This window comes from Pseudomonas sp. AP3_22 TE3818, assembly GCF_053628995.1.
The window spans coordinates 692,503-717,500 of record NZ_JBRJHL010000001.1; the positions used below are offsets into that span (position 1 = coordinate 692,503).

Consider the following 24,998-nt stretch of genomic DNA (forward strand, 5'->3'; position numbering starts at 1 on the left):
GACGCCTTCGCGAGCAAGCCCGCTCCCACAATAACGATCGAGGTGGTATTTCCATCTCTGTAACGATCAAAGATTCCCGGAGTACGTCATGGCTATCGCCGTTCCCCTGAACGAGGGCACCAGCCCCACCTTGAAGCAGCGGCTCAAGCACGCCGAGCGGGTCAACCGCTGGAAGGCCCAGGCGTTGATCGCGCCGCTGGTGCTGTTTCTGTTGCTGGTGTTCCTGGTGCCGATCGTGGCGCTGCTCTACAAAAGCGTTGGCAACCCGGAAGTGGTCGGCGGCATGCCGCGCACCGTGACCGCCATCGCCAGCTGGGACGGCCGTGGCCTACCCGCTGAACCGGTTTACAAAGCGGCGGCCGAAGACCTCGCCGACGCCCGCAAGAATCAGACCCTGGGCGATCTGTCCAAGCGCCTGAACATGGAGCTGGCCGGCTACCGCAGCCTGCTGACCAAAACTGCCCGCGCCTTGCCGCTCGCCACCGAGCCGGCCTCTTATAAAGAAGCGCTGGAAGGTCTCGATGAGCGCTGGGGCGACCCGGCCTACTGGCAAGCGGTGCGCCGCAACACCAGCAGCATCACCCCGTATTACCTGCTGGCGGCTGTCGATCATCGCATCGACGACCTCGGCGAAATCGCCCCGGCCACCCCGGACCAGGCGATCTACCTCGACATCTTCGCCCGCACCTTCTGGATGGGCCTGATCATCACCGTGATCTGCCTGGTGCTGGCGTATCCACTGGCTTACCTGCTGGCCAACCTGCCGTCGCGCCAGAGCAACCTGCTGATGATTCTGGTGCTGTTGCCGTTCTGGACCTCGATCCTGGTACGAGTCGCGGCGTGGATCGTGTTGCTGCAGTCGGGCGGCCTGATCAACAGCGGGCTGATGGCCATGGGCATCATCGACAAGCCGATCGAACTGGTGTTCAACCGCGTCGGTGTCTACATCTCCATGGTGCACATCCTGCTGCCGTTCATGATCCTGCCGATCTACAGCGTGATGAAAGGCATCTCGCCGACTTACATGCGCGCCGCGATTTCCCTCGGCTGCCATCCGTTCGCCAGTTTCTGGCGGGTGTACTTCCCGCAGACCTATGCCGGTGTCGGCGCCGGTTGCCTGTTGGTGTTCATCCTCGCCATCGGCTACTACATCACCCCGGCATTGCTGGGCAGCCCGAACGATCAGATGGTCAGCTACTTCGTCGCCTTCTACACCAACACCAGCATCAACTGGGGCATGGCGACCGCACTCGGTGGGCTGCTGTTGCTCGCAACGGTCGTGCTTTATCTGATTTACAGCTGGCTGGTGGGCGCGAGCCGCCTGCGCCTGAGCTAAGGGGAGAACGAAATGCTGAGTCCTTACATGTCGCCCATCGAACGGGTGTGGTTCTACAGCTTGCGGATTCTCTGCGGCTTGATTCTGTTGTTCCTGATCCTGCCCGTGCTGGTGATCATTCCGCTGTCGTTCAACTCCGGCAGTTTCCTGGTGTACCCGCTGCAAGGGTTCTCGCTGCAGTGGTATCACGATTTCTTCGCCTCGGCGGAGTGGATGCGCGCCCTGAAGAACAGCATCATCGTCGCTCCGGCGGCCACGGTGCTGGCCATGGTCTTCGGTACGCTGGCGGCCATAGGCCTGACCCGTGGCGACTTCCCCGGCAAGGCGCTGGTGATGGCGCTGGTGATTTCGCCGATGGTGGTGCCAGTGGTGATCATCGGTGTGGCCAGTTACCTGTTCTTCGCTCCGCTGGGGCTGGGTAACAGCTTCTTCTCGCTGATCGTGGTGCATGCGGTGTTGGGTGTGCCGTTTGTGATCATTACCGTGTCGGCGACCTTGCAGGGGTTCAACCACAATCTGGTGCGGGCTGCTGCGAGCCTGGGCGCTTCGCCGCTGACCACGTTCCGCCGGGTGACCTTGCCGCTGATCGCGCCGGGCGTGATCTCCGGGGCGCTGTTCGCTTTCGCGACGTCGTTCGATGAGGTGGTGGTGACGCTGTTCCTCGCCGGCCCTGAACAAGCGACCCTGCCACGGCAGATGTTCAGCGGTATCCGCGAAAACCTCAGCCCGACCATCGCCGCCGCCGCGACGCTGCTGATTGCCTTCTCGGTGATCCTGTTGCTGACCCTGGAATGGCTGCGTGGGCGTAGCGAGAAACTGCGTACTGCGCAGGTCTGAAGCCACGCCCCGATCACCTGTAGGAGCGAGCCTGCTCGCGATGGTCGTCAACGATAACGCTGGAAGCCTGACACCCAGCGGCGTTTTCAAGTCCATCGCGAGCAAGCTCGCTCCTACATGGGTTCTCCAGAGACCGTTCGGTCATTCACGACCCGAATGGCAGACAAACCCCAATCCCCAGCTACTATTGTGCCCAGCTCCCCTACCTATAAGAGGCTGCGCACATGAGTCTTTCCTCTTTCAAGATCGCTCACAAACTGATCACCGGCGCAGGTGCCATCGAGCAGCTGTCCGCCGAGCTGGCGCGTCTGGACATTGATAATCCGCTGATCATCACCGATGCCGCTCTGGTCAAGTCCGGCACGGTAGAGCTGGCGCTGGCGCAGTTGGGCGAACGCAGCTACGAGATTTTCGACCGGGTACTGCCGGACCCGGAAATCGCCATCGTCGAAGATTGCATGCAGGTGTATCGCGAGGGCGGGCATGACGGCCTGATCGGCCTAGGCGGCGGCAGTGCCATCGACATTGCCAAGAGCGTGGCGGCCTATGCCGGATACCACGGTGCGCTGGAGGATCTGTTCGGAATCGATCAGGTCCCGCGCAAAGGCCCGCCATTGATCGCCATCCCGACCACGGCCGGCACCGGTTCGGAAGTGACCAACGTCGCCATCCTTTCCGACAAGGTCGCGCAACTGAAAAAGGGCATCGTCAGCGACTACCTATTGCCGGACGTGGCGCTGGTCAGTCCGCAAATGACCCTCACCTGTCCGCGCAGCGTCACGGCGGCCAGCGGCGTCGATGCGCTGGTGCATGCCATCGAATCCTATCTGTCGGTCAATGCCTCGCCGATTACCGATGCCCTGGCCATTGGCGCCATCAAGTTGATCGCCAAGGCCTTGCCCAAGGCCTATGCCAACCCGTCGAACCTGCAAGCCCGGGAAGACATGGCCACCGCCAGCCTGATGGCCGGCATGGCGTTCGGCAATGCCGGGGTCGGCGCGGTGCATGCGCTGGCGTATCCGCTGGGCGGACGTTTCAACATTGCCCATGGCGTGAGTAATGCCCTGCTACTGCCCTATGTCATGACCTGGAACAAGATGGCCTGCATCGAACGGATGCAGGATATCGCCGAGGCCATGGGCGTGAAGACCGCTCATCTGAGTGTCAACGAAGCGGCTGACAAAGCCGTGCAAGCCATGACCGAGCTGTGTGCCGCCGTGGAAATTCCCCAGGGCCTGCGCAGTTTCGGTGTACCCGAGGACGCCATCGCGTCCATGGCCGTGGAAGCGGCGGGGATCGAGCGCCTGATGCGCAATAACCCGCGCAAGTTGAGTGCCGTCGATATCGAGAAGATCTATCGAGCGGCGTACTAGAGGCTCTGCCGTTGATGGATGATGGCAAGGTCCAATCATCGCGCTCACGGTGCGCGCGTCAAAGCATGAGGTATACAATGCGCGCCATCGTGATTCTGCTCAGAAAAGGTGCGTCATGCAGCCCTTCGTAATTGCTCCGTCGATTCTCTCCGCCGACTTCGCCCGCCTGGGTGAAGAAGTGGACAACGTCCTGGCCGCCGGCGCCGACTTCGTGCACTTCGATGTCATGGACAACCACTACGTACCGAACCTGACCATCGGCCCGATGGTCTGCTCGGCACTGCGCAAATACGGCGTGACCGCGCCAATCGACGCGCACCTGATGGTCAGCCCGGTGGACCGCATCGTCGGCGATTTCATCGAAGCCGGTGCGACCTACATCACCTTCCACCCGGAAGCCACCCAGCACGTCGACCGCTCCCTGCAACTGATCCGCGAAGGCGGCTGCAAGTCGGGCCTGGTGTTCAACCCGGCGACCCCGCTGGACGTGCTCAAGTACGTGATGGACAAGGTCGACATGATCCTGCTGATGAGCGTCAACCCGGGCTTCGGCGGGCAGAAGTTCATCCCCGGTACCCTCGACAAACTGCGTGAAGCGCGGGCCTTGATCGATGCTTCGGGCCGTGACATTCGCCTGGAAATCGACGGCGGCGTGAACGTCAACAACATTCGCGAAATCGCTGCGGCCGGTGCTGACACCTTCGTCGCCGGCTCGGCCATCTTCAATGCGCCGAACTATCAGGAAGTCATCGACAAGATGCGCTCCGAACTGGCGCTGGCTCGCCCATGAGTGGCTTTGAGCAGCTGTTCCCGGGGCAACTGCCACGGCTGGTGATGTTCGATCTGGACGGCACGTTGATCGATTCGGTCCCGGACCTGGCAGTGGCTGTGGACAAGATGCTGCTCAATCTCGGTCGCCAACCCGCCGGCCTGGAAGCAGTGCGCGAATGGGTCGGCAATGGCGCGCCGGTACTGGTGCGTCGTGCGCTGGCCGGCGGCATCGATCATTCGTCGGTCGATAACGCCGAGGCCGAACGGGCGCTGGAGTATTTCATGCAGGCCTATGGCGAGAGCCATGAGCTGACGGTGGTTTACCCCGGGGTGCGCGATACCCTCAAATGGCTGCAAAAGCAGGGTGTCGAGATGGCGCTGATCACCAACAAGCCGGAGCGTTTCGTCGCGCCGCTGCTGGATCAGATGAAGATCGGCCGTTATTTCCGCTGGATCATCGGCGGCGACACCCTGCCACAGAAAAAACCCGATCCGGCCGCGCTGTTTTTCGTGATGAAAATGGCCAACATTCCGGCTTCGCAGTCGTTGTTCGTCGGCGATTCACGCAGCGATGTGCTGGCGGCGAAAGCGGCGGGGGTCAAGTGTGTGGCCCTGAGCTACGGCTATAACCACGGGCGGCCGATCGCCGAAGAATCGCCGGCGCTGGTGATCGACGACCTGCGCAAACTAATTCCCGGTTGCCTGGATCCGGCCGCTGAGATAACGTTGGCCGACGCTGTCAAACCCCCTTCTGGAAACGCCATCGTGGTGGTCACTCGCAAACTCTGGATGAAAGTCATCAAGGCCCTGGCCCGCTGGCGTTGGCGCGCCTGACTTGATCCTGGCCGGTTTCCGGCGCGTTTGCATACCTGACTGTTCGACCCTCAAGCCACGAGGCACCTCATGATCCGCGAAGAATTCCTGCGTTTGGCCGCTGCCGGCTACAACCGCATTCCGCTTGCCTGCGAAACCCTGGCCGACTTCGACACGCCGCTGTCGATCTACCTGAAACTGGCCGACGAGCCCAATTCCTACTTGCTGGAGTCCGTACAGGGCGGCGAGAAGTGGGGCCGTTACTCGATCATCGGCCTGCCGTGCCGCACCGTGCTACGGGTTCACGATCATCACGTCAGCGTGACCGTCGACGGCGTCGAGACCGAAAGCCACGACGTGGAAGACCCGCTGGCCTTCGTCGAAACCTTCAAGGCCCGCTACAACGTGCCGACCATCGCCGGCCTGCCGCGTTTCAACGGCGGCCTGGTGGGCTACTTCGGTTATGACTGCGTGCGTTATGTGGAGAAGCGTCTGGGCAAGTGCCCGAACCCGGATCCGCTGGGCGTGCCGGACATTCTGCTGATGGTCTCCGACGCCGTCGTGGTGTTCGACAACCTGGCCGGCAAGATGCACGCCATCGTGTTGGCCGACCCGGCGCAGGAAGATGCCTTCGAGCAAGGCCGCGCGCGCCTGGAAGAGCTGCTGGAAAAACTGCGCCAGCCGATCACCCCGCGCCGCGGCCTGGACTTCAGCCAGCAACAATCGGCTGACCCGGTATTCCGCTCCAGCTTCACCCAGGACGATTACGAAAAAGCAGTCGATACCATCAAGGAATACATCCTGGCCGGTGACTGCATGCAGGTCGTGCCGTCCCAGCGCATGTCGATCGACTTCAAGGCCGCGCCTATCGATCTGTACCGCGCGCTGCGCTGCTTCAACCCGACGCCTTATATGTACTTCTTCAACTTTGGCGACTTCCACGTCGTCGGCAGTTCGCCGGAAGTGCTGGTGCGGGTCGAAGACAACCTGATTACCGTGCGCCCGATTGCCGGCACCCGCCCACGCGGGGCCAATGAAGAAGCTGACCTGGCGCTGGAAAAAGACCTGCTGTCGGACGACAAGGAAATCGCCGAACACTTGATGCTGATCGACCTCGGTCGCAACGACACCGGTCGCGTCTCGGAAATCGGCTCGGTGAAACTCACCGAGAAAATGGTCATCGAGCGTTACTCCAACGTGATGCACATCGTGTCCAACGTCACCGGGCAACTAAAGGCCGGGCTGACGGCAATGGACGCACTGCGCGCAATTCTGCCGGCGGGCACCTTGTCTGGCGCACCTAAGATTCGCGCGATGGAAATCATCGACGAACTGGAGCCGGTCAAGCGTGGCGTCTACGGCGGTGCGGTCGGTTACTTCGCCTGGAACGGCAACATGGACACCGCCATTGCGATCCGCACGGCGGTGATCAAGAACGGCGAGCTGCACGTGCAGGCCGGTGGCGGCATCGTCGCCGACTCGGTGCCGGCATTGGAATGGGAAGAAACCCTGAACAAGCGCCGCGCAATGTTCCGCGCCGTTGCCTTGGCCGAACAAACCCCGAACACCTGAGCTCACGCAAAACCCTGTAGGAGCGAGCTTGCTCGCGATGGGGTCAGCACTGCCACATTGATGTTGTCTGACCCACCGCAATCGCGAGCAAGCTCGCTCCTACAGGGGGTACACCAGCAATAAAAAAACGCGGCGCCTGCAAGGGCGCCGCGTTTTTTATTGCCTGTACATCAGAAGTCCAGAGCAACACCTACGTTGATGCCTTGTTGGGTGAAGTCGTCGTCCCTGCGAATGTTGTAGCTGGCGCGCAATGCCAGGTCGCGGGTGAGGTTGTGGCTCACCCCCAGGTTAACGCGCTGCAAGTGGCTTTGCGGGGTGTAGCCTTCCAGCGTGAACTGGTTGTTCGGCAAGCTGTTGAGGTTGATGCCCACGTCCTGGGTATCGTCGTTGTACTCACGTTCGATTGCCGCCTCGCCGAACACCTGGGTTTGCGGGGTGATCTGGTATTTGCCCTGCAGGCCAGCACCCAGGCGTCGGGAAATCACTTCCTGATCGGCAAAGGTCAGCGCCGTGGAATCGTTGCCGTCCTCCGAGTAGCCGTCGACTTTCGCCTTGGAGAAATCAGCGCTGATAAACGGCGACACGTGCCAGGGGCTGCTGGCTTGTTGTGCAATGTCGTAACCCAGGCGAGCGCTGAAGGCTTCGATGTAGCCGCTGGTATCGCCTTTTTCACTGCGTTCGTTGGCACCCAACTGGAACTTGCGCTTGAGGCTGTCGTAATCCAGATGGCCGGCCGTCAGCGCCACGTCAGCCCAGACACGGTTTTGCTGGTATTGGGCGAATGCCGTGCCCAGGTAAGTGTTGAGCTTGTAGTCGGAATCGTTGCTGCCGGCTTCGAGTTTCTGGTTATAGAAACCCGCCGCCAGGCCAACGCGCCAAGCATCGTCGATGCGGTAGCTGCCACCGATGTTCAGGTTGGCTCCGTTGCCGTCGGCACTGACCGCGCTGTCCTGACTGTCAAAGTCCTGATGCTGTCCGCCGCCAGAAACAATGGCTCGCCATTGGCCGACGCCCTGCCAGTTTTGCCAATCGGCCAGCCACTGGTTGCGCAATTCATCCTGATGCGCGCGCACGGTGCCCTGGGCCATTTCCGGCAGTAATGTCAGCTCCCACGGTGCTGCCAACAGGGAGTACGCGTAGTCGGCAATCAGACGCTGCCCGGCTTCTGTGGGGTGCACGGAGTCGTTAAAGATCAGCTTGGTCGGATCAGGTGTGGCGCTGTTGATGCCGAAACGGGCATTCTCGGTACACCCGTTGCCGCTGAAGCAGGTGGCGATGAGGTTCTGGTCGGTGGCCAGGCCAAACTGCGCCGGGTTGGCAAACGTCTCTTTGAGCAGTACCGGAATGTTGAGCGGGATGACTTCGGCATTGATGTTCTGCAGTCGGCTCACCAGCTCAGTATTGAACTGGGCGCTGAGTTGGGACGTGAACGCTTGCAGCGGAGTGCCGTTGAACGCCGGGGTAAAGCCGATATCGGGCAGCAACCAGACCATGACGTATTTGGCGCCGGCGGTTTGCAGCGTCTGCACGCTGTCGGCCAGTCGGTCGGCGGCGGCACTGGCCTGGGGCAGGCTGGTGACGCGACCTTGCAGGAAGTCGTTACCGCCACCCGACAGGTAATACAGTGCGTTCGGGTCGGCACGGAAGTTGTTCGACGGCAGGTAGCCGGCGCGGGTGCGTTCGCCGGTGGCGGAAACGCTGGTGATCGAATCCAGGATCTGATCCGTGCGGTAACCGCCGACGGCCCAGTTGTTGCCATCGGGCTGGCCGTTGCTGGCGCGCACGGCCGAATTGGATGATGCGGTCTGGTCCGCCGAGAACCCCAGTTTCCCACCCAGTATCTGCGTGGAGTTGAGCGAGCGGACTTCGCCGCTGCCATCCAGATATACCGGCCCCGTCCGGTTGGTAAAGCGCTGCGTCGCCCCGGCAGGCCCGCCGGTGTCGGCAAAGGTCCCGGCGTCGTTGAGGCTGTCCCCGAAAACCACGAAATTTGTATAAGGATTAGATGCGGCGTTCGCCTGGGCGCATGCCATCGCGAGCAAGCATCCTGCGAGCGGTACAAACAACGACTGTTTGATCATGAGCAAGTCCGTTTATTTATTGTTGTAGTGAACGAAACGACAGTACCAAAAACTTTCGGCCTTTTGCCATCTGTCGCGAAGCCTTTGATAGTTTCGCGGGCAGTACCCCCGGCGATATTGCACGCTCTGCCCAGCTACGATACTGTGCCGGGACGTACGAACGAGACCTTCCCCGTGTTGATCATCAGTAAACTCCTGGATCAAGTCATCAAGGCACACGCCCGCTGGCGTTGGCGCGCCTGAATTCTTTTGCCGGCTTCGCCGGACCTGTACCGCTTCGCCTTCTTTACCTGTTTGAAATGCCGCTTTGCTGGCGCTACTCCAGCACCTGACAAAGCGCAGCGCTCTGCGGGTCAATCATTCGAAGGCCATCTTTAAAGTCAGTGAATTCAAGAGGTTCTTAACGCCATGTTGCTGATGATCGATAACTACGACTCCTTTACCTACAACGTTGTGCAGTACCTGGGCGAGCTCGGCTCCCAGGTCAAAGTCGTGCGCAACGATGAACTGACCATCGCTGAAATCGAAGCCCTCAATCCTGAGCGCATCGTTGTGTCCCCCGGTCCTTGCACCCCGACCGAAGCCGGCATCTCGATTGAAGCGATCAAGCATTTCGCCGGCAAACTGCCGATTCTTGGCGTCTGCCTGGGTCACCAATCCATCGGCCAGGCCTTTGGCGGTGATGTGGTGCGCGCCCGTCAAGTGATGCACGGTAAGACTAGTCCGGTATTTCACGAGGACAAGGGGGTATTCGCAGGCCTGAACCGTCCGCTGACGGTGACCCGCTATCATTCATTGATCGTCAAGCGCGAAACCCTGCCCGATTGCCTGGAGCTGACGGCGTGGACGCAGCTTGAAGACGGCTCGGTCGACGAGATCATGGGCCTGCGTCACAAGACCCTGAACATCGAGGGCGTGCAATTCCACCCTGAATCGATCCTCACCGAGCAGGGCCACGAACTGTTCGCCAACTTCCTCAAACAAACCGGCGGCACGCGCTAAGGACTTATCATGAATATCAAGACAGCCCTGAGCCGTGTCGTCGATCACCTCGACCTCAGCACCGATGAAATGCGCGATGTGATGCGCGAAATCATGACCGGTCAATGCACGGACGCACAGATTGGTGCGTTCATGATGGCCATGCGCATGAAGAGCGAAAGCATCGACGAAATCGTCGGCGCGGTGTCGGTGATGCGCGAACTGGCGGACAAGGTCGAACTCAAGACCCTCGACGGTGTAGTCGATGTGGTGGGCACCGGCGGCGACGGCGCCAATATCTTCAACGTGTCGACCGCTTCCGCTTTTGTGGTTGCGGCGGCCGGCTGTACGGTAGCCAAACACGGCAACCGTGCGGTATCGGGCAAGAGCGGCAGCGCCGATCTGCTGGAGGCGGCCGGCATCTACCTGAACCTGACGCCGGTGCAAGTGGCGCGCTGCATTGACAACGTTGGTATTGGTTTCATGTTTGCCCAGACTCATCACTCTGCGATGAAATACGCCGCCAGCCCGCGTCGTGAACTGGGCTTGCGCACATTGTTCAACATGCTCGGCCCGCTTACGAATCCGGCCGGTGTGAAGCATCAGGTGGTAGGCGTATTCACCCAGGCCTTGTGCCGGCCGCTGGCGGAAGTGTTGCAGCGTCTGGGCAGCAAGCATGTGCTGGTGGTGCATTCGAAGGATGGCCTGGACGAATTCAGCCTGGCTGCACCGACGTTTGTCGCTGAGCTGAAGGATGGCCAGATCACCGAGTATTGGGTCGAACCGGAAGACCTGGGCATGAAGAGCCAGAGCCTGCATGGTCTGGCCGTGGAAAGCCCGGCGGCGTCCCTGGAGCTGATTCGCGATGCCCTGGGCAAGCGCAAGACCGAGAACGGTCAGAAAGCGGCCGAAATGATCATGCTCAATGCCGGTGCCGCCCTGTATGCGGCCGACCATGCCAGCAGTTTGAAAGAGGGAGTTGCACTTGCGCACGATGCGCTGCACACCGGCCTCGCTCGAGAAAAGCTAGAGGAATTGGGTGCATTTACCGCGGTATTCAAAGTGGAGAATGAAGGATGAGTGTACCGACGGTACTGGAAAAGATTCTGGCGCGCAAAGTTGAGGAAGTGGCCGAGCGCAGCGCTCGCGTCAGCCTCGCCGAGCTGGAAAACCTGGCCAGGACGGCCGATGCACCTCGTGGTTTTGCCAAGGCATTGCTGGCTCAGGCCAAGCTGAAGCAACCGGCAGTCATTGCTGAAATCAAGAAGGCTTCGCCGAGCAAAGGCGTGATCCGCGAGAACTTCGTTCCCGCCGATATCGCCAGAAGCTACGAGAAGGGCGGTGCGACCTGCCTGTCGGTACTCACCGACATCGACTACTTCCAGGGCGCCGATGCGTACCTGCAGCAGGCCCGCGCGGCGTGCCAGCTGCCGGTGATCCGCAAGGACTTCATGATCGACCCCTACCAGATCGTCGAAGCGCGTGCCCTGGGTGCCGATTGCGTGCTGTTGATCGTGTCCGCGCTGGATGACGTGAAAATGGCTGAACTGGCGGCCGTGGCCAAAAGCGTCAACCTCGACGTGCTGGTGGAAGTCCACGACGGCGACGAGTTGGAGCGGGCCCTGAAAACCCTCGACACTCCGCTGGTTGGCGTTAACAACCGCAACCTGCACACCTTCGATGTCAGCCTGGAAACCACCCTTGACCTGTTGCCGCGTATTCCGCGTGATCGTCTGGTCATCACCGAGAGCGGCATTCTCAACCGCGCCGATGTCGAACTGATGGAAATCAGCGACGTCTACGCGTTCCTGGTCGGCGAAGCATTCATGCGCGCCGAAAGCCCGGGTACCGAGTTGCAGCGATTGTTCTTCCCCGAGCGCGGCGTTCCAGTCAGCGGCTCGACCCTCGACTAAACACATCTTCACAGGCAAACCGCTTCCACTGTGGGAGCGGGCTTGCCTGCGAAGAGGCCCGCAAATCCCCTAGAGACCTCAGGTCTGTCGGAGCCTTCCATGTCGCTGCCAACCTCCCTGACCATCGAAGCCGGCCTGCAAGCCGAACAAGATCTGTTGGCCTCGGTGTGTGCCGGTGACGCGGAGTTCGGCCTGTTGTTCTGGCAGCCAAGTGATCAGGCCTTGGTCATGCCGCGCCGCTTGAATCGCTTGCCGGGTTTCGAGGCTGCCTGTGAAGTGTCGGCGGCAGCAGGTTGGCCGGTGCTGCTGCGCGATACCGGCGGCGAACCGGTTCCACAATCCGCCACCACGATCAATATCGCTCTGGTTTACGCACCACCGCGCAGCGAAGGTGATTTGAACCGCATCGAAACCGGTTACCGGCGCCTCTGCGACCCTATCTGCCAGTTGCTGGATGAATTGGGGGGCTCGTCGTCCCTTGGCGAAATCGACGGTGCGTTCTGCGATGGCCGCTTCAACGTCAACCTTGACGGGCGCAAAATGGTTGGCACCGCCCAGCGCTGGCGCCAGAGCCAGGGTGGTCAGCGTCCGGTGGGCCTGGTGCACGGTGCGATGCTGATTGATAACGACCGGGTGTCAATGGTCGCCGCGGTCAATCGCTTCAACGAGGCCTGTGGTCTGGAGCAACGGGTACGCGCCGAAAGCCACCTCGCATTGCATGAGAAGTTCGCGGCACCCGATGCACTGGCGCGCCTCGACGAACTCTATCGGTTGATGCTGGCACAGATGTTCAGCGGCTAGGTTTTCGAGTTTAGCGCGTGCCGAAGACCACCATGGTCTTGCCTTTGACGTCCACCAGGTTGCGTTCTTCCAGATCCTTGAGCACGCGACCGACCATCTCCCGGGAACAACCGACGATCCGCCCGATTTCCTGACGGGTCACCTTGATTTGCATGCCATCGGGGTGAGTCATGGCGTCTGGCTGTTTGCACAGCTCCAGCAGGCAGCGGGCAACGCGGCCGGTCACGTCAAAAAATGCCAGGTCACCGACCTTGCGCGTGGTGTTGCGCAGGCGCTGTGCGATTTGTCCGCTGAGGACGTAAAGAATGTCCGGGTCCTGCTGGGACAACTCGCGGAATTTTGCGTAGCTGATTTCCGCGACTTCGCATTCGACCTTGGCCCGCACCCAGGCACTGCGCTCCTGCTCCAGGCCGGCTTGCTCAAACAGGCCCAACTCACCGAAAAAGTCCCCGGCGTTCAGATAGGAAATGATCATTTCCCGCCCGTCGTCATCCTCGATCAGGATGGTGACTGAGCCTTTGATGATGAAGAACAGCGTTTCCGAGCGGTCACCGGCACAAATGATGTTGCTCTTGGCCTGATAGCGGCGGCGCTGGCAATGCATCAACAGCTTGTCGAGGTTCTTGAGCTTGGGGTTGGGGGCAATAGCAACCATGGTTGTATCCCGAAAAGACTGCACGGTGTGGTTTTTATAAATAGCGAACGCTGGAGCAAAGCTGGCCATGCGCCATTGAATTGGCGTCAGCTTACCAGACACTTCCTGAAATATTCGAGCATTTACCTACAAGGCAGTGGGATATGTCCTAGGACGGCGGGCGCTGCCAATCTCGGGGGCTGTGCTAAGCTGGCGACCCTTTTTTATACAGTGGAGTCTTGGCGATGAAGGCACGCATCCAATGGGCTGGCGAAGCCATGTTCCTCGGCGAATCCGGTAGCGGTCATGTCGTGGTCATGGACGGTCCGCCCGATGCCGGCGGACGTAACCTGGGTGTCCGGCCGATGGAAATGCTGCTGCTGGGTGTCGGCGGTTGCAGCAATTTCGATGTGGTCAGCATCCTCAAGAAGTCCCGCCAGGCGGTCGAAAGCTGTGAGGCTTTCCTTGAAGCCGAGCGTGCGACCGAAGATCCAAAGGTTTTCACCAAGATCCACATGCACTTCGTGGTCAAGGGCCGCGGGCTGAAAGAAGCCCAGGTCAAGCGCGCCATCGAATTGTCTGCCGAGAAGTATTGCTCGGCCTCGATCATGCTCGGCGCGGCTGGCGTGGCAATTAGCCACGACTACGAGATCATCGAGCTCGGTTGAATCGACATTCAACTATCATAAAAGCAGTGCAGACTCTGGCGAACACAAGCTGACGTCTGCATAATGCGCCACTTTTTTCAGGGTAGTGGCCCGTCAGCCGACAGGCCTCGTACCCGAACAGACAACCAAAATCGCCATCGCGAAGAGGTGTTAACCGTCCTACGCAGGTGCGTTGTTCGCATCTGACGGGCATGCTTGATCACGCGGCCGCGCCGCAAACACATAGAGAGTTTTTAACGGTGAAAAGCAAACTCAAGCTCCACGGGTTCAATAACCTGACAAAGACCTTGAGCTTCAACATCTATGACATCTGCTACGCGGAAACCCCGCAAGACCAGCAGGCATACGTCGAGTACATCAATAAAGAGTACAACGCGAAACGCCTGACGCAGATCCTCACGGAAGTTGTCGATATCATTGGTGCCAACATCCTGAACATTGCCAGTCAGGACTATGAGCCGCAGGGCGCCAGCGTCACGATCCTGATCTCCGAAGAGCCGGTAACCCCGACCGACAGTCAGATCGAAGAGTCCCCGGGCCCGCTGCCCGAAATCATTCTGGCCCACCTCGACAAGAGCCACATCACGGTGCACACCTACCCGGAAATTCATCCGGTCAGCGGTATTGCAACCTTCCGTGTGGACATCGACGTGTCGACTTGCGGGGTCATTTCACCGCTTAAAGCGCTCAACTTCCTGATTCACCAGTTCGATTCGGACATCGTGACCGTGGACTACCGTGTGCGCGGCTTCACCCGTGACGTTGAAGGCAAAAAGCACTTCATCGACCACGAGATCAACTCGATCCAGAACTACCTCTCCGATGACACTCGCGACGCGTACCAGATGACCGACGTGAACGTGTACCAGGAAAACCTGTTCCACACCAAAATGCTGCTGAAGAACTTCGAACTGGATAACTACCTGTTCGGTGACGCCACCAGCAACCTGTCCTCTGAGCAACGTGCCCAGGTGACCGAGCGGGTGAAACACGAAATGCTCGAAATCTTCTACGCGCGCAACATGGCGTAAGGCTCTCGAACACAAAAAAGGCGACTACCTCACGGCAGTCGCCTTTTTTATTGCCGAAACGCGCCCCTGTGGGAGCGGGCTTGCCCGCGAAGAGGCCCTCACAGGCGACCGGGATATCAGATCCGATAAGTACTCTTGGTCATCACCTTGGCCATCAGGCTCATCCCGAACTTCACCGGCGCCGGAAAGCGGAACCCGCCAGCCTCCAGCGCGCTTTCGGCATGCTGTTCTTCATCGATACGCATCTGCTCAAGAATCGCCCGGGATTTTTCATCCTCGGCCGGCAATTGCTCCAGGTGTTCGTTCAGGTGTTTGCACACCTGGTCTTCCGTTGCCGCGACGAAGCCCAGGCTGACTTTGTCGCTGATCAGGCCGGCCACAGCGCCAATTCCGAACGACATACCATAAAACAGCGGATTGAGGATGCTGGTGTGGCTGCCCAGTTGATGGAGGCGTTGTTCGCACCAGACCAGATGATCGATTTCTTCTTCGGCGGCATGTTCCATGGCGGCACGCACCTGCGGCAGCCTGGCGGTCAGCGCCTGCCCCTGATACAGCGCCTGGGCGCAGACTTCGCCGGTATGGTTGATGCGCATCAGGCCGGCAACGTGGCGCGTGTCTTCGTCGCTCATTTTTGCATCGGGCTGCACGATGGCTGGCGACGGACGGTATGGCTGGCCGCTGAAGGGCAGCAGAGTGCGCATCGCGGCATCGGCTTGCAGCAGAAGGCGGTCAATGGGCGAGTAGTGACGTTGGGTAGTCATGCTGACCTCCGGGGGAATTTCGGTGGCCAGTTTAACCCAATCGGCCGGGGAAGGTTTGCGCTGGGTCATTGTGATGCAGAGGCTGTGACAGTGTTGTGATGCCTTTTGTGGGAGCGGCGGTGCGGCGATCCGACTTGCTCGCGAAGAGGGTCTGACATTCAGCATTTATGCTGGCTGATACTCCGTCTTCGCGAGCAAGCCCGCTCCCACAGGGGGGGAGACAGTAATCAGCCCGGCGGCCAGTGCATCTGGCGCTGACCCAGTACGTGCATATGAATGTGGTAGACGGTTTGCCCGCCTTCTTCATTGCAGTTCATGACGACACGGAAGCCTTTTTCGCAGCCCAGTTCCAGGGCCAGGCGCTGGGCGGTGAACAGAATGTGTCCGGCCAGTGCCTTGTCGTCCTCTGTCAGATCGTTCAGGGTGCGAACCGGCTTCTTCGGGATCACCAGGAAATGTACCGGCGCCTGTGGGGAAATGTCGTGGAAGGCCAGTACCTGGTCGTCCTCGTAAATGATCTTCGCCGGGATTTCCCGGTTGATGATCTTGGTGAACAGAGTATCCACAGCTGTTTTCTCCGTTGTTTGGGCTGGCCTGAGTGTACTCATGGCGTATGCCAGCGCCCAGCCTTTTACCTTGAATGGGGATCAGCGCGGGCAATAGGCCTTGTTGACCATGCCGGCGATTGTGCGCGTCAGCCAGCGTGAGCCGAGCCTTGGCAGGAAGGCGAACCAGCGGTTGCGCCGCCCCGGAATAATGATCGCTTGGTTCTTTTCCAGTGCGCGTACGGTGTAGAGCGCCACTTCCTCGGGGCTCATCAACAGTTTGCTGTTGGTCAGTTTGTCGTTGTTGAGCTGCGCGGTACGGAAGAACGCTGTGCGGGTCGGCCCGGGGCAGAGCACCGAAACCTTGATCGCGCACTTTTTCAGCTCGACGCGCAATCCCTCGGAAAAGTGCAGCACATACGCCTTGCTGGCGTAATAGGTGCTCATCCACGGTCCCGGTTGAAACGCTGCCACCGAGGCCACATTCAGAATCTGTCCGCCACCTTGCAGGGCCATGCTGTTGCCGATGGCATGGCACAGGCGGGTGAGGGCGAGGATGTTCACTTCGATCAGGTCTTGCTCGGTCATCCAGTCCTGGGCCAGAAACGGGCCGCAGGTACCGATACCGGCGCAATTGACCAACAGATCGATCTGCCGGTCGCCTTCTTCCAGCTCCAGCAGGAATCCGGACAGGCGCAACGGTTCGCCCAGGTCACAGGCACGGAACAGCACTTCCACGCCGAACCTTTGGGTCAATTCAATCGCAATGCTTTCCAGCTGATCACGTTGTCGGGCCACCAGAATCAGGCTGCGGCCGCGCCGGGCCAGCGCTTCGGCCATTGCCAGGCCGATGCCGCTGGAGGCGCCAGTGATCAGAGCGTAACGGGTCATGCAGTTCTCCATCGCAACAGCTCCGCGCCGCGACGCAGGTGTCACGGGCCAGGAGCGCTGTTCATTCTTTCGCAGAGTCTACAGGGGGCTGGGCCTCTTCGGCTGCATCGTCGGCGGAATTTGGCACCGGTTCGACCTCGACGTCGATTTCATCGGTGGTGACCGAACTGCTGTCGTAGCTGCTCTGGGCGGCGTTTTCGTATTCTTCCTGTATCGCCGAGAGACCACCGGCCAGTGAGCCGACCAGGATCAGTGCGATGACGACCAGCCACAGCGAAGACAATACTTTAACCGCGGTACTGTTCGGCGGAGGCGGTGGACCGTAGCGGTTGGTCAGTTCGTTGCCCGGTACAACCATGGTCATGAACGGAAAGAACGTACCCACAAACGGCACCAGGTTCAGCAGCCATAGCCAGCCGGACCAGCCGACATCATGCAATCGTTGAACGGTGATCTGGATACTGACGAAGGCAAATCCGACAAACAGGATCAGGGCCAGCAAGCCGCCCAGGATCAGGCCGGCGGTTGAATCCGCACCGATGAGGGCCAGAGCGACCAATGCAAACACCCCGCAAACAGCCGAGAGCACCAGTGTCAGCACCAGCGTCCAGGCGAGGTAACGCAAGCGACCGATACGGCCATCGAAACTGAATGGCTTGAGCGTGGCGAATTCCGCCACGGCTTCGCCGACGGGCGCGCGAGGCGGAGCGTAAGGAGACTGCGGTTCTGCCAAGGCCGCCTGGCTGCTGGCCGGGGTATGGTCATGTACGTCGGCGAGGTTCAACTCGATCGGTGTTTCGGCTTCGATGCGCGCGTCGATACCGGTCTTGCTCAGCGCCTGGAGATAGGTCTGGGCATCGGCCTGCGTCAGGTTGCGTTTGAGCGCTACCGGGCGCCCGGTGAACAAGCGCTCGATGGCCGTGACATCGCTTTTGAACAAATCGGCGAGATTGAGCTTTGCCGTGGTGATGTCGACACCGGGCAGCAAGGCACCTTCAAAGATGATCTTGAAACGATTTTCGCCCATGTGCGAGGCATCCTTGTCGCGAGAGGTTGAAAGAAGAAGGTTGTGCCCGGGTGAGTGTAAGGCCAGCCGGGCGGGGCTGGCCAAGATTTACTGTCAGCGCGGCCAGCGTTTTGGCAGTTGGGCGGCATGCTCCAGGGCCTGGCGGTACTCGGCGTCGAGACGGGCAATCAACTGCTCGACACTCGGCAAGTCCTCGATTTCACCCACGCCCTGGCCTGCAGACCAAACGGTTTTCCAGGCTTTGGCCTCGTCGCTCACGGGTTTGAGCTTGGAACCGAAGTTGATCTCGCCCTTGCCCTGTAACGCGGCCATGTCGAAACCGGCGGCTTCCAGGCTCTGGCGCATGAAACTCGCGGGGACACCTGACACAGCTGGCGTATGGATGATGTCTGCGGCTTTGGATGTCAGCAGCATTTCTTTGTAGGCCTCGGGTGCGTGACTTTCCGTCGTGCCGATAAACCGAGTGCCAAAGTAGGCCAGATCCGCGCCGAGTAATTGCGCGGCAAGAATTTCATGCCCGTGGTTCAAACAGCCGGCCAGCAACAGGGTCTTGTCGAAGAACTGGCGGATTTCGGCAATCAGCGAGAACGGGCTCCAGGTCCCGGCGTGTCCACCGGCCCCGGCAGCCACGGCGATCAATCCATCCACGCCGGCTTCGGCCGCTTTCTCGGCATGACGACGTGTCGTCACATCATGGAACACCAGGCCGCCGTAGCTGTGCACCGCATCGACCAGTTCTTTCACGGCGCCGAGGCTGGTGATCACGATCGGCACTTTGTGCTCTACACAGATCTCCAGGTCCGCCTGTAAGCGTGGATTGCTGTTATGCACGATCAGGTTCACGGCATAAGGCGCGGGGTTTTCCATTGTTGCCAGTCCGGCTTCGATCTCCTCCAGCCAGGCCTTGAAACCGCTGCTTTCGCGCTGGTTCAGCGCCGGGAAGCTGCCGACCACGCCCTGACGACAACAGGCGAGTACCAATTGCGGATTGGAAATCAGGAACATCGGCGCAGCCACCACAGGCAGACGCAAACGTTGTTCGAGCAGAGCGGGCAGCGACATTGGAAGTACCCCGGTGAGTGGTGTCTATTGGATTTAGAACGGCCGAACGACGACCAGAATTACGATTGCCAGCAATATCAGAACCGGAGCCTCATTGAACCAGCGATAAAAGACATGGCTGCGGGTGTTTTCGCCACGGGCAAAACGTTTTACCTGGGCGCCGCACATGTGGTGATAGCCGATCAGCAACACGACCAGGGTCAGTTTGGCGTGTATCCAGCCACCCTGGCTGAAGATGCCTGGATTGAGGTAGATGAGCCAGCCACCGAAGATCAGCGTGGCGATCATCGCCGGGCCCATGATGCCCCGGTACAGCTTGCGCTCCATGACGCTGAAGCGTTCCTTGCTGATCGTGTCTTCACTTTGTGCGTGATAAACGAACAGTCGTGGCAGGTAGAACAGGCCGGCAAACCAGCACACGACGCTGACGATATGTAACGCTTTGAGCCACAGATAAAGCATTTTTGGTTATTCCCCAATTCACGGTAACGGGAATAGTAGAGGCTTGAGCGTCCGCACGTCACCTTGACGGTTGTCGCAGGGGCGCGCGGCCCCTATTATCGACGGCTTTCCAGTGGGTTCGTTGAGGGCAGGTTTATGGTCAAGGTCGGTATCGTCGGCGGCACGGGTTACACCGGTGTCGAACTGCTGCGTCTGTTGGCGCAGCATCCGCAAGCTGAGGTGGTTGTCATCACTTCCCGATCCGAGGCTGGCCTGGCCGTAGCCGACATGTACCCGAACCTGCGAGGCCATTACGACGGCCTGGCGTTCAGCGTTCCGGACATCAAGACCCTGGGTGCCTGCGATGTGGTGTTCTTTGCCACGCCGCACGGTGTTGCCCATGCCCTGGCGGGCGAACTGCTGGCGGCCGGGACCAAGGTCATCGACCTGTCGGCCGACTTCCGTCTGCAAGACGCCGATGAATGGGCCAAGTGGTACGGCCAGCCGCACGGTGCACCGGAGTTGTTGGACGAGGCGGTCTACGGCTTGCCGGAAGTCAATCGCGAGCAGATCAAGAAAGCGCGCCTGATTGCCGTACCGGGCTGCTACCCAACTGCAACGCAATTGGGTTTCCTGCCATTGCTCGAAGCCGGGCTGGCCGATGCTGCGCATCTGATTGCTGACTGCAAATCCGGTGTCAGCGGTGCCGGTCGTGGTGCTTCCGTAGGTTCGCTGTACTCCGAGACGTCGGAAAGCATGAAGGCCTATGCCGTCAAAGGTCACCGTCATTTGCCGGAAATCCGCCAGGGGTTGCGTCGTGCAGCAGGCAAGGACGTAGGGCTGACCTTCGTTCCGCACCTGACACCGATGATTCGCGGCATTCACTCGACGCTCTACGCCACTGTTGTTGATCGCTCGGTGGATCTGCAGGCGTTGTTTGAAAAGCGTTATGCCAACGAACCGTTCGTCGATGTCATGCCGGCCGGCAGCCATCCTGAGACGCGTAGCGTGCGGGGTGCCAACGTCTGCCGTATTGCCGTGCATCGCCCTCAGGACGGTGATCTGGTGGTGGTGCTGTCGGTGATCGACAACCTGGTCAAAGGGGCGTCGGGTCAGGCCGTGCAGAACATGAACATTCTGTTCGGGCTGGATGAGCGTCTGGGTCTCTCCCACGCCGGCATGCTGCCGTAAGGTTTATCGCGTACAGCAAAAGGCCCGTCTGACGGGCCTTTTTGCATTTCGGGCCGGCGATCGGATTGGTTGATATACCATAACAATAGTTGACCGCTTTTCTAGGAGAAGCGGATAATGCGCGTCATCACGCAATATGACGGCGTAACGCCGGGAGATAGTCAGCATGAGCGTCGAATCCTTCACCCCCACGGCTTTGCAATTCACCCACGGTGCCGCGCACAAGGTGAAGAGCCTGGTCGATGAAGAGGGGAATGATCGCTTGAAGCTGCGCGTATTCGTTACGGGCGGCGGTTGTTCGGGTTTTCAGTACGGTTTCACTTTCGATGAGGAGGTGGCCGATGACGACACCATCGTCGAACGCGAAGGCGTGAGCCTGGTGGTCGATCCGATGAGCTTCCAGTACCTGGCCGGTGCCGAGGTGGACTACCAGGAAGGTCTGGAAGGTTCGCGCTTCGTCATCAAGAACCCGAATGCGACCACCACCTGTGGCTGCGGGTCTTCGTTCTCGATCTGATCAGCGCGCCTGCTTCACAGAACGCCGCACGGCCTCAGGGTCTTGCGGCGTTTTGCTGTGTGGAGGATTTATGCGGGGTAGATGGCGCCGAGTACGCGCAATCCACGGGCACCGGTAACGCTCGGACGGTTGGCCGCGATGCCTTCGAGGCAACAATGAGCCAACCACGCGAAGGCCATGGCTTCGACCCAGTCGGGGTCTACACCGTAAGTCGCGGTGCTGCTGACACTGGCTTTTGGCAGCAGGCTGGCCAGGCGGTTCATCAAGGCCGTGTTGTGGGCGCCGCCGCCGCAGACCAGCAGTTCCAGCGTGTCTGTCTGGGCGCTTTGCAGTGATTCGATAATGGTCAGTGCAGTCAGTTCAAGCAGGGTCGCCTGAACATCTTCGGCGCAGTAGGCTGGCAGCTGCGCCAGATGCTGCGTCAGCCATGGCAGGTTGAACACTTCCCGCCCGGTACTCTTCGGGCCTTTGGTCACAAAGAATGGGTCACTCAGTAGCGCATTCAACAGCACCGGTTGAATGTTGCCGCTGGCAGCCCATTGGCCGTCACGGTCAAAGTGGTCGCCGCGTTGCTGGTGAATCCAGGCGTCCAGCAGCACATTGCCTGGGCCGCAGTCGAAACCGGCGACCGGTTTGCCGGGCTCGATAAGGCTGAGATTGCTGAAGCCGCCTACGTTCAGTACGGCACGATTCCCGAGCCGTTCTTCAAACAAGGCTTCGTGAAAGGCGGGAACCAGCGGTGCACCTTGTCCCCCGGCAGCGACATCGCGGCTGCGGAAGTCGCTGACCACGGTGATGCCGGTCAGCTCCGTCAGCAGGGCCGGGTTGCCGATCTGCACGGTGAAGCCGCGTGCCGGTTCATGGCGGATGGTCTGGCCGTGGCTGCCAATGGCACGAATGTCGTCAGGCTTCAGTTGCTGTTGAGCGAGGAGGGTATGAATCCCTTGCGCTGCCAGTTTCACCCAGTTCTGCTGGGCGATGGCGGAGCGGGCGATTTCGTCCGGGCCGCTGGCGCACAAGCCGAGCAGCTCGGCGCGCAGGGAGTCGGGCATCGGGATGTAGTGGGAGGCGATCAGCCTGATCGCCGGGGCTTGCTCGATCAGCGCGATATCCAGGCCATCAAGGCTGGTCCCGGACATCACACCTATATAGAGCGCCATGACTTAGCGCTTGCTCGAAGCCAGCATCGTGGCTTTTTCCTGATCCATGCGTGCCATCAGGGGCTGGCTTTGGGCGAGGAAGCGTGCGCGTTCGCCCTTGGCAATAGGATCGGCCATTGGCAGTTTCTGGCCCAACGGGTCGACGTGCACGCCATTGACCTGGAACTCGTAGTGCAAGTGCGGGCCGGTGGAGAGGCCTGTGGTGCCGATATAGCCAATCACTTGGCCCTGCTTCACCGTGCCGCCAGTCTTCACGCCTTTGGCGAAGCCTTGCATGTGGCCGTAGAGCGTGGTGTAGGTATTGCCGTGTTGGAGGACGACGGTATTGCCGTAGCCACCACGGCGACCGGCCAGCAAGACCTTGCCATCACCGGCTGCCTTGATCGGCGTGCCGCGCGGTGCTGCGTAGTCGACGCCTTTGTGGGCGCGGATCTTGTTCAGGATCGGGTGTTTGCGGCCCATGGAAAATTTCGAGCTGATGCGGGCGAAGTCCACCGGTGTGCGGATGAACGCCTTGCGCATGCTGTTGCCGTCAGCGGTGTAGTAGCTGCTGTTGCCTTGTTTGTTGGTGTAGCGGACGGCGGTGTAGGTCTTGCCGCGGTTGGTAAAGCGCGCCGACAGGATCGGGCCATTACCGACGGCCTTGCCGTTGACCACTTTTTGCTCGTAGATCACGTCGAATTCGTCGCCCTGGCGAATGTCCTGAGCGAAGTCCACGTCGTAGCCAAACACGCTGGCCATGTCCATGGTCAGGCTGTGGGACAGGCCCGCTCGGGCCGCGGACTGCGACAGCGAGCTGTTGATCACACCGTGAACATAGGCGGAGCGCACGGTCGGTTTCGCAGTGATGCGATTGAACGTGTAACCCTTGTCGTTCCTGGTCAGGCTGATGCTTTCGACGTCGTTGAGCTTGCTGTGCAAGTTGGTCAACTGGCCGTCAGGGCTCAGTTCGAATTCAAGTTTTTGCCCATGCTTGAGCTGGCTGAACTGCTTGGCCTGCTTGTCGCTGGCCAGTATTTCATGCACTGAAGCGGCTGGAAGCCCGACTTTCTCGAACAGCGTGGAGAGGGTATCGCCCTTGGCGACGATCACTTCCCTGTGGCTTGCCGGCTTCTCTTCTTCAACGACCGGCGCCGGGTCGGCTTGGGCGGCTTCCTGAGTGTCCTCGGCGCTGTTGTCGATCTGCGCGAAAGGGGATGCTGCAGGTTCATTTGTGGCTTGAACGACGTCAGCAGCGTCTTGATCTTGTGTCAGTTGTTCAGCAGGACTTTCCAGTTCAAGACTCAGGGTCGTTTTTTTGGCTTCAACATCGCTGGAAGGGAATACCAGGAGCGCCAGGCTGAGAAGGGCGGCGATTCCACTTGCGGCGAGCAGGTGGGTCTTCGGGTAAAGCGGCGGCGCTTTAGACGATTCTGTGGTCATAAGTGGTTTTGACTTTGAAAAAGATGAATTGGAAAAGATGAATGACATGATGAAGATGAAATAACTGTATAAAATATAACCAAATCATCTCTGAAGCAAGTCCGTAGGTGCCCTGCCTGCGGATTGGCGTCCGTGCGCCGGGCAAACCTTGTATTTGACGCGCGATCTTGTATGGTTGGTTCCCTTTGAATCTGAGCCTTGCGGGTCTGTTATGAAGTCGGTTGAAGAGCAGCTAGCGCTGATCAAACGTGGTGCGGAAGAACTGTTGGTCGAGTCCGAGCTGATTGAAAAGCTCAAGCGTGGCCAGCCGCTACGTATTAAGGCGGGCTTCGATCCAACGGCTCCGGACCTGCACCTGGGCCACACCGTGCTTATTAATAAGCTGCGTCAGTTCCAGGAGCTGGGGCATCAGGTGATCTTCCTGATTGGTGACTTCACCGGGATGATCGGCGATCCGAGCGGCAAAAGTGCTACGCGTCCACCGCTCACTCGCGAGCAGGTCCTCGAGAACGCCGAGACCTACAAGACTCAGGTCTTCAAGATTCTGGATCCGGCAAAAACCGAAGTGGCCTTCAACTCCACCTGGATGGATCAGATGGGGCCGGCCGACTTCATTCGCCTGACTTCGCAGTACACCGTGGCTCGCATGCTCGAGCGCGATGACTTCGACAAGCGCTACACGACCAATCAGCCAATCGCCATTCACGAGTTCCTCTATCCGCTGGTTCAGGGTTACGACTCGGTAGCTCTGCGCGCGGACGTCGAGCTCGGCGGTACCGATCAGAAGTTCAACCTGCTGATGGGGCGTGAGCTGCAGCGTGGTTATGGTCAGGAAGCTCAGTGCATCTTGACCATGCCGCTGCTTGAAGGCCTGGATGGCGTGAAGAAGATGTCCAAGTCCTTGGGCAACTATGTCGGCATCCAGGAAGCGCCGGGTGTGATGTACAGCAAGCTGGTTTCCATTCCGGATGCGCTGATGTGGCGCTACTTCGAATTGCTCAGCTTCCGCTCCATGGATGAGATCAATGCGTTCCGCGCTGATGTGGAGGCGGGTGCCAATCCGCGTGACATCAAGATCAAGCTGGCTGAAGAAATCGTGGCGCGCTTCCATGGTGAAGAGGCTGCTGCCAACGCTCATCGTGCTGCCGGTAACCGAATGAAGGATGG

General features: G+C 59.8%; 25 protein-coding genes (1 of these 25 running past the window's edge). 15 read left to right on the top strand and 10 right to left on the bottom strand.

The window, feature by feature from the left end; translation table 11 throughout:
* The first annotated feature begins 88 nt into the window (after nucleotides 1-88).
* From AB7M25_RS03245 to trpE, 6 genes are all read left to right on the top strand, one after another.
* Nucleotides 89-1,336 (top strand): ABC transporter permease, encoded by a 1,248-nt coding sequence (locus tag AB7M25_RS03245; RefSeq protein WP_108216892.1) that lies wholly within the window; start codon nucleotides 89-91, stop codon nucleotides 1,334-1,336.
* Between the two features lie 12 nt (nucleotides 1,337-1,348).
* Nucleotides 1,349-2,173 (top strand): ABC transporter permease, encoded by an 825-nt coding sequence (locus AB7M25_RS03250; protein ID WP_007980200.1) that lies wholly within the window; start codon nucleotides 1,349-1,351, stop codon nucleotides 2,171-2,173.
* Between the two features lie 224 nt (nucleotides 2,174-2,397).
* Nucleotides 2,398-3,546, top strand: a complete 1,149-nt coding sequence (locus AB7M25_RS03255) for an iron-containing alcohol dehydrogenase (protein WP_454236973.1) — start codon at nucleotides 2,398-2,400, stop codon at nucleotides 3,544-3,546.
* Nucleotides 3,547-3,661: 115 nt separating this feature from the next.
* Nucleotides 3,662-4,336, top strand: a complete 675-nt coding sequence (gene rpe / locus AB7M25_RS03260; RefSeq protein WP_007980198.1) for a ribulose-phosphate 3-epimerase — start codon at nucleotides 3,662-3,664, stop codon at nucleotides 4,334-4,336.
* A complete protein-coding gene (locus AB7M25_RS03265) occupies nucleotides 4,333-5,151 on the top strand; it encodes a phosphoglycolate phosphatase (RefSeq protein WP_429386697.1) in 819 nt (272 codons plus the stop codon). The genes rpe and AB7M25_RS03265 overlap by 4 nt, the downstream gene beginning before the upstream one ends.
* Before the next feature lie 69 nt (nucleotides 5,152-5,220).
* Nucleotides 5,221-6,702, top strand: a complete 1,482-nt coding sequence (trpE, locus tag AB7M25_RS03270) for an anthranilate synthase component I (protein ID WP_095964072.1) — start codon at nucleotides 5,221-5,223, stop codon at nucleotides 6,700-6,702.
* Nucleotides 6,703-6,872: 170 nt separating this feature from the next.
* Here trpE and estP read toward each other — a convergent pair whose 3' ends face one another.
* Nucleotides 6,873-8,783: an esterase EstP gene (gene estP, locus AB7M25_RS03275; RefSeq protein ID WP_454236974.1), complete on the bottom strand. Its 1,911-nt coding sequence runs from the start codon at nucleotides 8,781-8,783 to the stop codon at nucleotides 6,873-6,875.
* Nucleotides 8,784-9,191: 408 nt separating this feature from the next.
* On the opposite strand from estP, the gene AB7M25_RS03280 reads away from it, so the two are divergent.
* From AB7M25_RS03280 to AB7M25_RS03295, 4 genes are all read left to right on the top strand, one after another.
* Complete coding sequence (locus AB7M25_RS03280; RefSeq protein WP_007980194.1) at nucleotides 9,192-9,785, top strand: aminodeoxychorismate/anthranilate synthase component II; 594 nt, start codon at nucleotides 9,192-9,194, stop codon at nucleotides 9,783-9,785.
* A gap of 9 nt (nucleotides 9,786-9,794) precedes the next feature.
* Nucleotides 9,795-10,844: an anthranilate phosphoribosyltransferase gene (gene trpD / locus AB7M25_RS03285; RefSeq protein WP_104449989.1), complete on the top strand. Its 1,050-nt coding sequence runs from the start codon at nucleotides 9,795-9,797 to the stop codon at nucleotides 10,842-10,844.
* Nucleotides 10,841-11,677: an indole-3-glycerol phosphate synthase TrpC gene (gene trpC, locus AB7M25_RS03290; protein WP_429386704.1), complete on the top strand. Its 837-nt coding sequence runs from the start codon at nucleotides 10,841-10,843 to the stop codon at nucleotides 11,675-11,677. The genes trpD and trpC overlap by 4 nt, the downstream gene beginning before the upstream one ends.
* 99 nt (nucleotides 11,678-11,776) lie before the next feature.
* Entirely contained in the window at nucleotides 11,777-12,478 is a 702-nt protein-coding gene (locus tag AB7M25_RS03295) for a lipoate--protein ligase family protein (protein WP_429560403.1), read from the top strand.
* Nucleotides 12,479-12,488: 10 nt separating this feature from the next.
* On the opposite strand, the gene crp is transcribed toward AB7M25_RS03295, so the two are convergent.
* Complete coding sequence (crp, locus tag AB7M25_RS03300) at nucleotides 12,489-13,133, bottom strand: cAMP-activated global transcriptional regulator CRP (protein ID WP_104449986.1); 645 nt, start codon at nucleotides 13,131-13,133, stop codon at nucleotides 12,489-12,491.
* 224 nt (nucleotides 13,134-13,357) lie between these two features.
* Between crp and AB7M25_RS03305 the strand changes: the two genes are divergently transcribed.
* Nucleotides 13,358-13,780, top strand: a complete 423-nt coding sequence (locus tag AB7M25_RS03305; protein ID WP_429386710.1) for an OsmC family protein — start codon at nucleotides 13,358-13,360, stop codon at nucleotides 13,778-13,780.
* Nucleotides 13,781-14,019: 239 nt separating this feature from the next.
* Nucleotides 14,020-14,811 (top strand): adenosylmethionine decarboxylase, encoded by a 792-nt coding sequence (gene speD / locus AB7M25_RS03310; protein WP_007980189.1) that lies wholly within the window; start codon nucleotides 14,020-14,022, stop codon nucleotides 14,809-14,811.
* A 116-nt stretch (nucleotides 14,812-14,927) separates the two neighbouring features.
* Here the strand turns inward: speD and coq7 are convergent, their stop codons facing one another.
* The 6 genes from coq7 to hemJ form a co-directional block, all read right to left on the bottom strand.
* Entirely contained in the window at nucleotides 14,928-15,575 is a 648-nt protein-coding gene (gene coq7 / locus AB7M25_RS03315; protein WP_116582236.1) for a 2-polyprenyl-3-methyl-6-methoxy-1,4-benzoquinone monooxygenase, read from the bottom strand.
* Between the two features lie 227 nt (nucleotides 15,576-15,802).
* Entirely contained in the window at nucleotides 15,803-16,141 is a 339-nt protein-coding gene (locus AB7M25_RS03320; RefSeq protein ID WP_007980184.1) for a histidine triad nucleotide-binding protein, read from the bottom strand.
* Nucleotides 16,142-16,222: 81 nt separating this feature from the next.
* Complete coding sequence (locus tag AB7M25_RS03325) at nucleotides 16,223-17,011, bottom strand: SDR family NAD(P)-dependent oxidoreductase (RefSeq protein WP_429386711.1); 789 nt, start codon at nucleotides 17,009-17,011, stop codon at nucleotides 16,223-16,225.
* Between the two features lie 61 nt (nucleotides 17,012-17,072).
* The gene (locus AB7M25_RS03330; protein WP_454236975.1) at nucleotides 17,073-18,038 is read right to left on the bottom strand and encodes a DUF805 domain-containing protein; all 966 of its coding nucleotides are present in this window, start codon (nucleotides 18,036-18,038) and stop codon (nucleotides 17,073-17,075) included.
* Nucleotides 18,039-18,131: 93 nt separating this feature from the next.
* Nucleotides 18,132-19,100, bottom strand: a complete 969-nt coding sequence (locus AB7M25_RS03335) for an NAD(P)H-dependent flavin oxidoreductase (protein WP_015097043.1) — start codon at nucleotides 19,098-19,100, stop codon at nucleotides 18,132-18,134.
* A gap of 33 nt (nucleotides 19,101-19,133) precedes the next feature.
* Entirely contained in the window at nucleotides 19,134-19,562 is a 429-nt protein-coding gene (gene hemJ, locus AB7M25_RS03340) for a protoporphyrinogen oxidase HemJ (protein ID WP_429560405.1), read from the bottom strand.
* A gap of 135 nt (nucleotides 19,563-19,697) precedes the next feature.
* Here hemJ and argC point away from each other — a divergent pair, with 135 nt between their 5' ends.
* Nucleotides 19,698-20,732, top strand: coding sequence for an N-acetyl-gamma-glutamyl-phosphate reductase (gene argC, locus AB7M25_RS03345; RefSeq protein WP_007980174.1), 1,035 nt, complete (start codon nucleotides 19,698-19,700; stop codon nucleotides 20,730-20,732).
* A 166-nt stretch (nucleotides 20,733-20,898) separates the two neighbouring features.
* Nucleotides 20,899-21,249 carry an iron-sulfur cluster insertion protein ErpA gene (erpA, locus tag AB7M25_RS03350; RefSeq protein ID WP_007906865.1) on the top strand — a complete coding sequence of 117 codons (351 nt, stop codon included), beginning with the start codon at nucleotides 20,899-20,901 and terminating at the stop codon, nucleotides 21,247-21,249.
* A gap of 68 nt (nucleotides 21,250-21,317) precedes the next feature.
* Here erpA and AB7M25_RS03355 read toward each other — a convergent pair whose 3' ends face one another.
* The gene (locus AB7M25_RS03355) at nucleotides 21,318-22,409 is read right to left on the bottom strand and encodes an anhydro-N-acetylmuramic acid kinase (protein WP_454236976.1); all 1,092 of its coding nucleotides are present in this window, start codon (nucleotides 22,407-22,409) and stop codon (nucleotides 21,318-21,320) included.
* Nucleotides 22,410-22,412: 3 nt separating this feature from the next.
* The gene (locus tag AB7M25_RS03360) at nucleotides 22,413-23,831 is read right to left on the bottom strand and encodes a peptidoglycan DD-metalloendopeptidase family protein (protein WP_454236977.1); all 1,419 of its coding nucleotides are present in this window, start codon (nucleotides 23,829-23,831) and stop codon (nucleotides 22,413-22,415) included.
* A 211-nt stretch (nucleotides 23,832-24,042) separates the two neighbouring features.
* Here AB7M25_RS03360 and tyrS point away from each other — a divergent pair, with 211 nt between their 5' ends.
* Nucleotides 24,043-24,998: the 5' portion of a tyrosine--tRNA ligase gene (gene tyrS / locus AB7M25_RS03365; RefSeq protein WP_007980168.1), read on the top strand. It continues 244 nt past the right edge of the window; only the first 956 of its 1,200 coding nucleotides appear in the window; it begins with the start codon at nucleotides 24,043-24,045; its stop codon lies off the right edge, out of view.